Annotated in this window: 10 protein-coding genes; 4 read left to right on the forward strand and 6 right to left on the reverse strand. The window is 62.5% G+C overall.

All coding sequences use genetic code 11. The features are described from left to right. The first annotated feature begins 180 nt into the window (after window positions 1–180). The 4 genes from F0P97_RS08455 to bamE all read left to right on the forward strand — a co-directional run bounded on the left by F0P97_RS08455 (window position 181) and on the right by bamE (window position 5,601). Window positions 181–1,566: a TolC family outer membrane protein gene (locus F0P97_RS08455; protein WP_182286405.1), complete on the forward strand. Its 1,386-nt coding sequence runs from the start codon at window positions 181–183 to the stop codon at window positions 1,564–1,566. Further along, window positions 1,563–3,830, forward strand: coding sequence for a type I secretion system permease/ATPase (locus F0P97_RS08460; protein WP_182286406.1), 2,268 nt, complete (start codon window positions 1,563–1,565; stop codon window positions 3,828–3,830). The genes F0P97_RS08455 and F0P97_RS08460 overlap by 4 nt, the downstream gene beginning before the upstream one ends. 77 nt (window positions 3,831–3,907) lie before the next feature. Continuing rightward, window positions 3,908–5,116 carry an HlyD family efflux transporter periplasmic adaptor subunit gene (locus tag F0P97_RS08465; protein ID WP_371878540.1) on the forward strand — a complete coding sequence of 403 codons (1,209 nt, stop codon included), beginning with the start codon at window positions 3,908–3,910 and terminating at the stop codon, window positions 5,114–5,116. Window positions 5,117–5,160: 44 nt separating this feature from the next. Next, window positions 5,161–5,601: an outer membrane protein assembly factor BamE domain-containing protein gene (gene bamE, locus F0P97_RS08470; protein ID WP_232538160.1), complete on the forward strand. Its 441-nt coding sequence runs from the start codon at window positions 5,161–5,163 to the stop codon at window positions 5,599–5,601. A gap of 504 nt (window positions 5,602–6,105) precedes the next feature. Here the strand turns inward: bamE and F0P97_RS08475 are convergent. From F0P97_RS08475 to F0P97_RS08500, 6 genes are all read right to left on the reverse strand, one after another. After that, on the reverse strand, window positions 6,106–6,450 hold the full coding sequence (locus tag F0P97_RS08475) for a DUF4148 domain-containing protein (RefSeq protein WP_182286408.1): 345 nt from the start codon (window positions 6,448–6,450) through the stop codon (window positions 6,106–6,108). A gap of 280 nt (window positions 6,451–6,730) precedes the next feature. Beyond that, window positions 6,731–7,825, reverse strand: coding sequence for a porin (locus tag F0P97_RS08480; RefSeq protein WP_182286409.1), 1,095 nt, complete (start codon window positions 7,823–7,825; stop codon window positions 6,731–6,733). Window positions 7,826–7,932: 107 nt separating this feature from the next. Then, window positions 7,933–8,736 (reverse strand): CoxG family protein, encoded by an 804-nt coding sequence (locus F0P97_RS08485; RefSeq protein WP_182286410.1) that lies wholly within the window; start codon window positions 8,734–8,736, stop codon window positions 7,933–7,935. Next, window positions 8,726–9,205 carry a (2Fe-2S)-binding protein gene (locus tag F0P97_RS08490; protein WP_182286411.1) on the reverse strand — a complete coding sequence of 160 codons (480 nt, stop codon included), beginning with the start codon at window positions 9,203–9,205 and terminating at the stop codon, window positions 8,726–8,728. Before F0P97_RS08490 ends, F0P97_RS08485 begins: the two co-directional genes overlap by 11 nt. After that, window positions 9,202–10,083 carry an FAD binding domain-containing protein gene (locus F0P97_RS08495; protein WP_182286412.1) on the reverse strand — a complete coding sequence of 294 codons (882 nt, stop codon included), beginning with the start codon at window positions 10,081–10,083 and terminating at the stop codon, window positions 9,202–9,204. The genes F0P97_RS08490 and F0P97_RS08495 overlap by 4 nt, the downstream gene beginning before the upstream one ends. Continuing rightward, the gene (locus F0P97_RS08500) at window positions 10,076–12,382 is read right to left on the reverse strand and encodes a xanthine dehydrogenase family protein molybdopterin-binding subunit (protein WP_182286413.1); all 2,307 of its coding nucleotides are present in this window, start codon (window positions 12,380–12,382) and stop codon (window positions 10,076–10,078) included. Before F0P97_RS08500 ends, F0P97_RS08495 begins: the two co-directional genes overlap by 8 nt. Between the last annotated feature and the right edge of the window lie 8 nt (window positions 12,383–12,390).

Below are 12,390 nucleotides of genomic sequence, written 5' to 3' on the forward strand. Positions count from 1 at the left end.
GTCGTTTCAAGTATGAGCGATTCTTGAAACGACGTACTAACAGCGCAGCAAGCTATATAAATAATAGCAATCAGAGAACAAACAATCCGTGTCGCTGGCCTGGGTGCTGCGATGCGGAGTGGTGATCGTGGCATAGCGCCGTGATACCAGGCTGTGAAACAGCGACAGAGATAGCGATAGATGGATATGTTGATCAAGTCCAAACTCCCTGTGCCTTGCATACGTCATGCCGCCGCAGCGGTCGCGCTGGTCTGCGCGATGGGCGCGGCCCATGCAGCAGGGCCTGCAAGCCAGGCCAGGCCAGGCCAGGCCATGGATATGCGTGCAGCGGTACAGGCGGCTGTGGCATGGCACCCTGCCGTGCGCACGGCGCAGGGGCAGTTGCTGGGAGCGGACGAGGGCGTGGCTTCGGCCCGCGCCGGTTATTACCCGCAGGTCAAGGGCGGGCTGGGGGCACAGGTGAACAACCGGGATGTCTACCCCTATACCTCGCGGCGTGTCTATGACGCCAGCGTCTCGGTGTCGCAGATGTTGTATGACTTCGGCAAGGTGGACAGCGCCGTGCAGCAGGCCGAGGCCAGCATCGAGGTTGCCCAGGCGCAGGTCTATCTGTCCACCGACGATGTAGCTCGCGAGGCTGCGCAGGCCTGGGTGGAGCTGCGCCGCCAGCAGTCCATGGCGGCGATTGCACAAGATCAGCTCAAGGGAGTGGGGGCGCTGGCCGAACTGGCGCGTGAGCGTCAGCTCAAGGGCGCGAGCACCCGCTCGGACTTTATGCAGGCGCAGTCACGCATGGATGGAGCGCGCGGCCAAGTAATCAATTACGAGGCGCAGGCGCGCCGTTGGCAAGCGCGGCTTATGGCGCTAACCGGGTTGCAGACGCCGCCGACAGTGGGTGAAGCGAATGCAGAAAAAGGCGGGGTTCCCAATGCCCTGCCCCAGGCCTGCGCTGCCGCGCAGGTGCAGCCCACGGCAGCGGTGCGTCGGGCCCAGGGGCAGCGAGCGCAGGCCCAGGCCGAACTGAAGGCAGCCGATGCGCAACTCATGCCGACGCTGTCGGTGGATGGCTCGGCCGCGCGCGGGTTGAACGCTGCCTCGCGTCCGGCAGGTTACCCGGATGTGGACATGCGCGTGATGTTCAATGTCTCGGCACCGCTGTTTGAAGGCGGGCGCAACCAGGCACGCCAGCGCGCGGCCGGCCACGCGCTGGAGGCCGCCGACGCAGCAGTGGCCAACGCCGAGTTCCAGGCGCGTCAGTCGCTGCGCGACGCGCAGGACCAGAGCCTGGGTCTGTTGGAGCGTCAGCCAGTGGTTGACCAGCGTATCGCCAGCATCCGTATCACGCGCGATCTATATCGTGAGCAATATCTGCAATTGGGTACACGTTCGCTGCTAGATCTGCTCAACGCCGAACAGGAATACCACAGCGCGCGCTTCGAGCAAGCGGATAGCTCCCATGACCTGCAGCGGCTGGCAGTGGAGTGTTGGTATCAGAGCGGGCGGTTGGCCGATGAGTTCGCGCTGGATACCCGGCTGCGTGACCGTGGCCAGGGAGTGATGCGATGAACGAAGCGATGAACCGGATAGCTGCTGAGCAGGCAAGCTCCAAACAATTGCCGCCATTGATGCAGGGCTGGCTGGACGCCGTGCTGGCAGTGGCAGCGCATTACCAGATCGATACCTCACGCGAGCGCCTGCGTGTCGACGCGGCTTGGGCGGCTGATGGCATGTCCGGCGAGGATTTGCGCCACTGCTTACGCCAGATTGCCCAGCAAGCTGGTCTTGCCGTGACCGAGGTGGCTCCGGACCTGATGCGATTGACGGCATGGCGTCTACCCGTGGCCGTACAGCTGCGCGGCGGGCAGGTCGCGGTAGTCACCGCCCTGACCGAAGGCGGCTTGCGTCTGCTGCTGAGCGGCGATGAGGGCGGCGAGAGCACGCACACGCTGGCCGAGCTGCAGTCCGAGTTGGAGGCCATGGTGGTGCTGCGTCCGTTGCAGTCGGCTCCCGATTCGCGCGTGGACAGCTACCTGCGCCCCGTGGAGCCTCACTGGCTGCGCGACATCGTGTTTGCCGATCTGAGACCCTACGGCCATATCCTGCTGGCCTCGTTCATCACCAATCTGATGGCCTTGGGCGGCATTCTGTTTTCCATGCAGGTCTATGACCGCGTCGTGCCGTCGCAGTCCGAACCCACGCTGTACGTGCTGTTCGGCGGTGTGCTGCTGTCCATTGTGTTTGCCTGGGCCATGCGCGCCGCGCGCATGCACATTACCGACATGCTGGGCAAGCGGGCCGACCTTCGCATTTCGGACCGAGTCTTCGGCCATGCGCTGAGAGTTAAGAACAGCGCGCGCCCGCGCGCCACTGGAACCTTTGTGGCCCAGATCCGCGAGTTGGAGCCGGTGCGGGAGATGCTGACTTCCACCACCGCAGCGGCCGTGGCTGACCTGCCGTTCTTCATCCTGTTCTGCTTCATCTTCTGGATGATTGCCGGCTCGCTGGTGTGGGTGCCTCTGGCGGCCTTTGTGCTGCTGCTGGCGCCCAGCCTGCTGGCGCAAAAGCGCCTGCGCAACCTGGCCCAGGCCAGCATGCGCGAATCGGCGCTGCGCAACGCCATGCTGGTGGAGACGGTGCAGGGCATTGAAGACATCAAGCTGCTGCAGGCCGAGCCGCGTTTCCAAAACCAATGGAACCACTACAACGCCGTAAATGCCGAGTCGGGCCTGAGGCTGCGGGCGTTGCTGCATCACCTGAGCAACTGGATGCAGACGGTGCAGGGCAGTGCTTTTGCCTTTGTGGTGTTCTTTGGCGCTCCCCAGGTGATGCGCGGCGAGATGAGCACCGGCGTGCTGGTGGCGTCCTCCATTCTGGTCAGCCGCATGCTGGCGCCCTTGTCCAGCGTGACCGGTGTGCTCAATCGCTGGCAGCAGGCCAGGATGGCCAGTGACGGCTTGGACCAACTTATGCACCTGCCCGTGGATCACGCCGAGGACGGCAGCCGCGTCCACCGCCCTGTCATCGAGGGGCGCTACGACTTCAGCGAAGCCGTGTTCAGCTACGACGGCAAGACCCCGGCACTGCAGGTCAAGAAGCTGCAGATCTCAGCCGGTGAGCGCATCGCCATCCTGGGCCGCAACGGGGCAGGCAAGTCGACGCTGCTGCAGGCGTTGTCGGGCCTGACCGAGCCTGTGAGCGGGCGCCTGCTGTTGGACGATGTGGCTCTGGCCCACATAGACCCGGCCGACGTGCGCCGCGATGTAGGCCTGCTGACGCAGAATGCCCGCCTGTTCTACGGTTCGTTGCGCGAGAACCTGCTGTTGGGCGCTCCTCATGCCAGCGATGCGGAACTTGTGACCGCGCTGCTGGACGCTGGCGCCTGGTCCTTCGTGCAGACCCTGCCAACGGGGCTGGATCACATGGTCATGGAAGGGGGCTTGGGCTTGTCGGGGGGGCAGCGCCAGAGCCTGTTGCTGGCCCGCCTGCTGTTGCGCCAGCCGCGCGTGCTGCTGCTGGATGAGCCTACGGCAGCGCTGGACGATGTGGCCGAACGCGATGTGATCGCGCGGTTGCGCAAGCTTGCACCGGGGCGCACTCTGGTCGTTGCCACGCACCGGCCCGCTGTGTTGCAGGCGGTGGACAAGATCATTGTGGTGGACAAGGGCCAGGTGGTGTTGCAGGGCGCGCGCGATGAGGTGCTCAAGCGCCTGAATGGCGGTGTCCAACCGGCAGCCCCGCAGCAGAATGTTCGCGTCGTGCAGAGCGGGCGCATGAAGGTCGCGGTGCAGCCGGTGAAAAGGCTGGCCTCTGCAGAGGAGGGGCAGGAATGACGGAGACAGCAGTGCCCGGTGATACATCGAAGGCCACATCTACAACAACACCAGCGATGAAGGCTGAGGCCGCGTCCATGCTTTCTCCTATGCCCGGGTCTGCGCGTCGGCGCGCGGCCATGCCGGCCATAGGCGACTTCGACGAGGTACGCGCAAGTCACTCGGATCGCGTGGTGTGGCTGGTCACGGCCTTTGTGCTGGCCTTTCTGGCCTGGGCCTGGTTCTTCGAGATCGACGAAGTGTCCAACGGCGGTGGCAAGGTGATTCCATCCTCGCGCGAGCAGCGCATCCAGTCTCTGGAGGGCGGTATTCTGGCCGAGTTGCTGGTGCGCGAGGGCGATATCGTGGAGAAAGGCCAAGTGCTGGCCAAGCTGGAACCTACGCGTGGCGAATCCAGTGTGGAGGAGACGGCGGCCCGCTACCGCGCAGCCTTGGCCGCCAGCGTACGCCTGCGCGCCGAGGTTGAAGGGCGCGACAACCTGCAGTTTCCTCAGGAGCTGGACGGCCATGCTCAGCTCAAGGCTTCGGAGAGTGCGCTGTTCCGTTCTCGCCGCGCGGCGCTGAGCGATACAGTGGCCGGTCTGAACCAGGCGCTGGCATTGGTGCGCAAGGAACTGGGCATCACGCAGTCGCTGCAAGCCAGCGGTGCGGCCAGCAGCGTCGAACTCATCCGCTTGCAGCGCCAGGGAGCAGAACTGGAGCTGAAGATTGCCGAGGCGCGTTCTGGCTACATGGTGCGCAGCCGCGAAGAACTTGCCAAGGCTGATGCGGAGGCGAAGTCCCTGTCTTCAGTAGTGCGCGGGCGTGCGGATTCACTGGATCGCCTGACACTGCAGTCGCCTGTGCGGGGCGTGGTCAAGAGCCTGCAGGTCACTACCATCGGCGGCGTGGTGCCGCCCAACGGCCTGCTGATGGCCCTGGTGCCTCTCGATGACCAGTTGCTGGTGGAGGCCCATATCTCGCCCCGCGACATTGCCTTCATTCGCCCCGGACAGGAGGCTCTGGTCAAGGTGACTGCCTATGACTACGCAGTCTATGGCGGCCTCAAGGGCCAGGTGGTGACGATTGCCCCGGATACCCAGCGCGACGAGGTCAAGCCCGAAATCGTCTATTACCCGGTTCTGGTGCGCACCGACTCGGACGTGCTTGTGAACAAAGCCGGCCAGCGCATGCCCATTGTGCCGGGCATGGTTGCCGCTACCGATATCCGTACGGGCCGCAAGACTGTCTGGGACTATTTGACCAAGCCGCTGAACAAGGCGCGCGAGGCCTTGCGTGAGCGCTGAAGCCCTGCAGCGCGTGACTTTCGATTTTGATGAAAGAGGATGCCATGAGCATGTTTGAATCTACCTTCCGCCTTTCCACTCTGGTGCTGGCTGCAGCCGCTTGCATCGCCATGCCGGCCGTGGCTCGTGACAATCCGGAGGATGCTGTCAGCAATCCCGACAAGCTGCAGTATTCCGACATCAATATGCGCTATGCCGACATGAAGAAGGACTTCGTCCGCGATGGCGTGCTGGCAGAGCAGCTCGAAGGAATTCGCGCCATCCAGCCCGGCATGCCCCAGGATAAGGTGAAGCAGACGCTGGGCGCACCTCTGACGCAAACTACGGGCCAGAGAGGACAGGAGTGGGACTACAACTTCAAGCTCCGTCAAGCGCAATCCGGCAACCTGCTGGTGTGCCAGTACAAAGTGGTGTTCGATGAGGCCGGAGCGGTACGCGAGTCTGTCTGGCGCCGCCGGCAATGCCAGCAACTGATGCAGCGCTGAGGAGCGGCTGGAACTCTGCCAACATTTGTGTGGTGATGTCTGGCCGGTAGTCATATGCCCGGCCCTATGGGCAAGCGAGCGCGGTCACGCCATAAGCGTCAGCTAAACCAGGTATTTCATCTGTACGGCACTTTGCAGAGCCAAGACCGATGGTGGTGGGAGCTGTCTTTTTGCGATGTCGGCAGAGGCGCTCAAGCGCGTGATCGCCGGCAGACGGAGCATGTGAACGCGTCTTGCCAATTGACGGGCACTGTCTGCTGCTCGCCCGCCCCCTTTGGTTGGTCTTCAGGAACGGCTCAGGGGGCGTCGTCTGTGGGGCGATGATCAATTGAAGGAAGCGGATAAAGGCTTGGACTGGGTGATGCCGGCAATCCAGGCATTGATCATCGCAACTCGGCCGGCCGCATTGGGCAGTTGCTGCCGGTGGCCAGATCAAGCATGCCGGTCATCGCATCGCAATGCTGGTCAATGAAGACCGGCGCCCCAATAAGGCCTCTATAGGCCTCAGCGAGCGATGGACTGCAAACGAGCTTCCCGCGCTGCTGGAGATTCGCGCAGCAATTCGTTAATCACTTCCTCGCGTGTTTTACCGGGGCCTGCAGGGGGGACGAAGTTGGGGAAGTTGCTTTCTCCATACGACAGTCGACCGTTTTTCATCGCATCTGCAGTTTCGGCCCTGACTTGATCACGCGTCTTCTGGCTCACGAAATGTTCAGGGTGAACAGTCACGCCTTGCTCGTTATTGGCTGGGTGTTCATAGGCTGCCGAAGCCATCCCCGGCATGGCTAGTACAGCTACTGCTGCTGCGCTTGCAAATACGGACGCGATGGAGAGACGACGTTGAGACATGGTGGGAGCTCCTAAGAAAGTCGGTGAAACACAATCTCCCGGGCCTTGATAAAGGTAAGGAGGAGATGTGTGGAGCTTAGAAATCCGACCCCAACAGAAGCGGGACAGCGCGGTGACATTGTTGTCAGCTTCTTCTCATGCCGACCTGGACTGCCCTTGGGCAGGTAGACATGCCCGGTCTATGTTGTTGAACGAGCCCCGCCTGGGGGGCTGTCGCCTCTTCTGAAAAGCGGGTGCAGGCCACCAGGCTACCCGCACCCGCTCCATTTGTGCTCCAACCTCAGAACATATGGCGCAGGCCCATGCCAAAGCCAGTCTGATTGACGCCAGGCATTGGCGTTCCACCAGCTTGAGCGCTGCTTGCTCCAAAGGCCGCATTGCCGCTGTTCTTCATATAGCCCAGCGAGGCATAGGCCGCAGTGCGCTTGGACAGGTTGTAGGTGCCGCGCAGTACCAGCAACTGACCCTTGACCGCGTTGTCCTTGTACTTGAGCTGGTTGTACTGGGCGTCCACGGTCCATTGCCCAATGGGGTAGGTCACGCCCACAAACCACAGGTCGTTGCGCGGCGATGCGATATATCCGTCATTCTTGCGACGCATATAGCCACCACCAATCTTGGCGCCGCCAAGCTTCACATAGCCGTTGAGCATGGTGCGCTTGTCGACTTTGTCGCTGCTGGTCAGCCCCGCGAAAGCACCGGGGCCGCCGCGCAGCTCGTCATGTGCCAGCGCCGCCCCCCATGCCGCTGTGTCGTACTTGAGCATGGCCGACCACTCGCGGCAGGTCTTGGAGTCGGTGCTGCTTTCTCCCGCGCAGTTGGTGCCGCCGGGACTGGGGCCCGCATTGACGGCATCGCGGCCAAAGCTATAGGTCGCGCCGATCGTCAGGCCCGAGAACGTGCCTTTGTAGGAGATCGCATTGTCGGCACGTGCATTGGGAAAGTAGTTGTCCAGACTGGCCATGCTGTGCAGGCTCGGGCCGATCACGTCAGCGTCGAGTACGGACCAGAACAGCATGGTGTATTGACGGCCCAGCCCCAGCGATCCCCAGGGGCCGTTGAGGCTGACGAAGGACTGGCGGCCGAAACCGCGACCGCCCTGGTTGAGAGCTCCGCTGTCGGGGCCGATACCCATCTCCAGCGTGAAGGATGCGCTCAATCCGCCTCCCAGCTCCTCGCGGCCGCGAAAGCCCAGGCGTGATGGAACGCTGCCCGTCAGATTGGGCATGCGTGTGAGGCTGGACTTGGTTGCGCCCACGTTGTTCATGGTTTCGACGGCCGTATCCACGATCCCGTAGATCTGTACGGACGATTGTGCATGTGCCAACCCTCCCACCCCCAGAAGCGCAATGGCGCTTGCTATCTTCTTCAGCATGAATGTCTCCAATTTTTGATGTCGTTCAGTATTTTTTGCATGCGTGGCTTGATGTGATTGAGCTGTTGAGTCGTGAGCCTCCTTGCTGGTCGGTTCAAAAACAGTGCTTACTTGTGCAGAGACTGGAGCCATTCCCGGCATTCGGACGCAGCTGCGGCAGGCCACTCGACACAGATCGTCTTGTCCATCTGACGCACTTCTACACGTATGACCTGGCCGGCGCGGCGTGCATTGCGGGCACCTCCGAAGATGCGGGCCCACCAGCCGGATTCGCTGTATGTGTCCTGTGTAGGGGCTGCGATGGCTGCTGCCATCTGACCCTGCGGTACTGCGCTAGAGGAGACGGTCGAAGCGGGGGCAGGTTTGATATCAGGGCTCGGGACAGCTTGCTTGGCCAATGAAGGCATGGTGGACGCTGTCGAGGGGCTGGCGGAGGAATGTGGTGTGGCATCAACGATCAAGCCACCAGCCTCAATGCGAGCAGCCAGATTGCTGCCAAACTCTTCCCAGAGACGATCGGCCTTGGTTTTCATGACCGACAGGCCGAAGGCGCCCAGGCGGCCCAGCACGTCGACATTGACCTTGATCCGTAAATCGGTGCCACCGTTGGCAGCAGGTGTCAGGAACACTTCGCTGGTCTGCTTGAGCGAACTGGCCACCGAGGCATCCTCGCCGGTGCCTTCCACGCGCATGTATTCCGGAGCGTTCTGTTCGACGATCTTGGTCTTGAGCTTGAACTTGGCGCTGATGAAGGAAATCTTCTGGTGCATCTCCGCCACGTATTCCGTGGGGCTGATGACATCGATGGACTTCATCCCGGGCACGGCGCCGGCCATGATCTGCGGATTGAGGAGCAGATCCCAGACCTGCTGGGGAGGGGCTGAAACGGTCAGGGTTTTTTCAATTTCCATGATGCATCTCCTGTGCTGCATGCAGCACGGACTCGACGATTTGGGTGTAGCCGGTGCAGCGGCAGAGATTGCCGCTGAGGCCATGGCGCACTTCCTCGCAGCTTGGCTGGGGCGTGTTCTTGAGCAGGTCGCAGGAGGCGATGATGAAACCCGGCGTGCAGTAGCCGCATTGCAGGCCGCCGCACTGCATGAAGTTCTTCTGCAGGGGATGCAACTGCTCGTTGGCGGCCAGCCCTTCGATGGTGGTGATGCTGCGCCCCTGAACCTGCACGGCCAGCATCAGACAGGATTTGATGACTTCACCGTCAAGCAGCACCGAGCAGGCGCCGCAGGTTCCGGTTTCGCAACCCCGCTTGGTGCCGGTCAGATGCAGGTCGTCCCGCAGGAAATCCGATAGCAGTCGCCGTGACGCGACTTCGGCGCTATGCGATTCGCCGTTGACCTGGCATTCGATGCGATGCGTGCTCATGCGGCAACTCCTTCATTGATATCGATTCCGAACAGCGTGGCCACCGTGCGGCGGGTTACCGTGCGCACCATGGCGCGGCGAAACTCGCTGCTGCCCCGCAGGTCGGAGACCGGCTGGATGTCCTCGGCCACGATGCTTGCGACCTCTGCAGCGAGCTGCGCATTCACGGTTTTGCCGCGCAAGCAGTCTTCGGCACGGCGCAGCCTTGTGGGAATGGGGGTGGATGCCCCAACGGCCAGGCGTGCCTGGTGGCATATCTGCCCTTCTCTTTGCACGACCAGGGCTACGCTGACCAGGGGGCGGTGCTCTGCTGCCGTGCGCAGAAAGCGCGTGTATTCCCCCTGGGTGCCGGGAGCCTGCAGCGGAACACGAACTTCAAGGAGTACCTCATCGGGCTCCATGGCCGTGGTGTAGTAGTCGACCAAAAACTCTTCCATCGACAACACGCGCTCTCCGCGTGTGCTGCCCAGAACGACCGAGGCATCGAGGGCCATGAGACAGCCGGGAGGGTCCGTGGATGGGTCGGCATAGCAGAGATTGCCGCCAATCGTGCCCTGGTTGCGCACCTGGGGATTGGCCACCTGGGCGGCCATCCGGGCCAGCACAGGTGCATGCGCTTTCACGAGCTCGGAGCGAGCCACATCGATATGGCGGCTCATGGCACCGATACGCAGACCTTGGTGCGGATCGAAATCGATGCCATGCAGCCGGGGCAGCCTCGCCACCGAGATCAGGTGCGTGGGCGCAAGCATGCGTTGGCGCATGGCCAGCATCAGCGCCGACCCGCCCGCGATGATGCGTGCATCGTCGCCGTACTCGGCAAGCATCTGGCTGGCCTCCGCAACCGAGCGGGGCTCCGCAAAATCAAATTCACGCATGGCTTGCTCCTTGCCGCTGCTTGTCGCGCAATGCAGCCAGCACTTTTTCCGGGGTGAGGGGCAGATCGGTGATGCGCACGCCAATCGCGTCATAGACGGCGTTGGCTATGGCTGGTGCGCCGGGCAGGATGGCTGTTTCGCTGGCACCCTTGGCGCCATAGGGGCCGTTGGGATCGTTGGATTCCACAAGGCCGCCGCGCAGCATGGGAACCGCATTGGCGGTGGCCATGTTGTAGTCCGCGAAATTGCCGTTCGCCAGGCGCCCGCCCTCGTAGTGCAACTGCTCATACAGCGTCCAGCCGATGGCCTGAACAGTGGCGCCGTTGGTCTGGCCGTGAATTGCAATGGGGTTGAGCGCCTTGCCGCAGTCGTCGGCGACATAGCTGTCGATGATGCTGACCTGGCCGGTCTCGATATCCACTTCGACTTCAACGGCCTGGGCAGCGTAGGAGTAGGCAGCGGCGATATTGCCGTAGAGCTTGTCGTCATGCATGACGGTCTTGGGGTCCCAGGTTCCGGTGACCTGGATGCCACCTCCGCCATGGCGCCAGATATGCTGGCGTGCCAGCTCGGCCACGGTGCTGCGGCGTTCAGGCTCCGCGCTCACATAGACGGCACCGCCTTCCAGCGTCAGCGCATCGGGCGGTGCACCCAGGCGCTCGGCAGCCAGGCTCAGCAACTCGTGCCGCGCCTTGCGCGCGGCGATGATGGCCGCGTTGCCGCCCGACATGGTGACGCGTGAAGCCAGAGTGCCCACGGCCACCGGAGAGACATCGGTGTCGGGCGCAAGCACATGAATATCGGCCAGAGGCAGGTCCAGTTCATGGGACACGATCTGGCTGAGCATGGTGCTCGCCCCCTGACCCATATCGCATTCACCGCTGATGAGGAAGACTCGACCGTCTTCGTTGATCTTGATGACCAGCGTCGATCCATCCCAGTTGCCGATGGTGCGGTTGCCGCTCACATGCATGGCCGCTGCCATGCCAACGCCGCGGCGCTTGATACCAATGGCCTTGACGCGTTGGCGTTTGCTTGCCCACCCTATGGCCTCGGTTGCCATGTCTATGCACTCCAGCAGTCCTGTGCTGCCGATATGCCAGCCGTGAATCGAGACATCACCGGCCTTGAGCGCGTTGATCTTGTGCACCTGCACCGGGTCCAGGCCCAGTTTCTCCGCCATGGTGTGGATATGGCTGTTGAGCGCAAACTGCATCTGCGTTCCGCCAAAGCCCCGGAAGGCACCGCGTGGCGGATTGTTGGTGTAGTACAGCGTCGCTTCAGAACGCACATTCGGATTGCGGTGCATGTTGTCGCTGCGCATGGCACTGACGTGCATCACATCACCGGCAAGGCCTGCATATGCACCGCATTCGGCAATGATGCGAACCTGCTTGGCGATAATGCGGCCGTCCTTGAGCATGCCCAGCTTGAGGGTGATGCGCTCGGGCACGCTGGCACATGCGGCCTGGAAGTCCTCCAGGCGGTTGTTGACCAGTCGCACCGGCCGTTGTGTATGCAGGGCCAGCAGGCCGGCAAGCAACTGGTTGTCGTCTTCCACGATCTTGCCGCCGAAGCCGCCACCGGTCGCCGCCTGCACCACGCGCACGCGGGAAATGGGCAGACCGAGGGTCATGGCCACCTGCATGCGCACCAGATTCACTGCCTGGGTCGAGGTATAGAGCACAAGCCGGCCATCGGGGTCCAGCGAGGCCACCGTGGCCATGGGCTCCATATAGCCGGGGTATTGAGAGTGCGTGGTGTAAGTGGCTTCGTGGATCAGATCTGCGGCGGCAAAACCTGCCTCCACGTCACCGCGCTCGAACTGGATATGCTGGGCCACATTGTTGCGCCCAGGATGGATGCCGAAGGCCTCTTCGTCCATGGCTTCCTCGGGCGTCAGAATGGCGGGCAGTTCTTCGTATTCCACCCGAATCAGATCCAGCGCGTCGCGTGCGATCTCATCGGAAACAGCGGCCACTGCGGCTACCTCTTCGCCGCAATAACGCACCACACCTTTGGCGAGGACGGCACGTTCCTTGTGATGTGCCCCCCAGAGATTGGCGGGTGCATCCTCGCCGGTCAGAACCGCCTTGACGCCAGGCAGCGCGCGCGCCTCGGTGGTGTCTATGCGAGTGATGCGCGCATGCGGGTAAGGGCTGCGCAGAACCTTGCCATGCAGCATGCCGGCAAGCTTGAGATCTCCTGCGTAGATGGCCCGGCCCAGCACCTTTGCCTTGGCCGTCACCTGTGGAGTGTCCATGCCCAGCGTGGATCGAGATGAAAGAGCAGATGTCATATCCGTAC

Origin of the sequence: Comamonas testosteroni (assembly GCF_014076415.1) — a bacterium.
Taxonomy (GTDB): Bacteria; Pseudomonadota; Gammaproteobacteria; order Burkholderiales; family Burkholderiaceae_C; genus Comamonas; species Comamonas testosteroni_F.

What these genes read in the sequence shown, in the direction of transcription:
- F0P97_RS08455 (WP_182286405.1), top strand. Translation starts at nt 181, where the DNA reads ATGGATATGTTGATCAAGTCCAAACTCCCTGTGCCTTGCATACGTCAT.
- F0P97_RS08460 (WP_182286406.1), top strand. Translation starts at nt 1,563, where the DNA reads ATGAACGAAGCGATGAACCGGATAGCTGCTGAGCAGGCAAGCTCCAAA.
- F0P97_RS08465 (WP_371878540.1), top strand. Translation starts at nt 3,908, where the DNA reads ATGCTTTCTCCTATGCCCGGGTCTGCGCGTCGGCGCGCGGCCATGCCG.
- bamE (WP_232538160.1), top strand. Translation starts at nt 5,161, where the DNA reads ATGAGCATGTTTGAATCTACCTTCCGCCTTTCCACTCTGGTGCTGGCT.
- F0P97_RS08475 (WP_182286408.1), bottom strand. Translation starts at nt 6,450, where the DNA reads ATGTCTCAACGTCGTCTCTCCATCGCGTCCGTATTTGCAAGCGCAGCA.
- F0P97_RS08480 (WP_182286409.1), bottom strand. Translation starts at nt 7,825, where the DNA reads ATGCTGAAGAAGATAGCAAGCGCCATTGCGCTTCTGGGGGTGGGAGGG.
- F0P97_RS08485 (WP_182286410.1), bottom strand. Translation starts at nt 8,736, where the DNA reads ATGGAAATTGAAAAAACCCTGACCGTTTCAGCCCCTCCCCAGCAGGTC.
- F0P97_RS08490 (WP_182286411.1), bottom strand. Translation starts at nt 9,205, where the DNA reads ATGAGCACGCATCGCATCGAATGCCAGGTCAACGGCGAATCGCATAGC.
- F0P97_RS08495 (WP_182286412.1), bottom strand. Translation starts at nt 10,083, where the DNA reads ATGCGTGAATTTGATTTTGCGGAGCCCCGCTCGGTTGCGGAGGCCAGC.
- F0P97_RS08500 (WP_182286413.1), bottom strand. Translation starts at nt 12,382, where the DNA reads ATGACATCTGCTCTTTCATCTCGATCCACGCTGGGCATGGACACTCCA.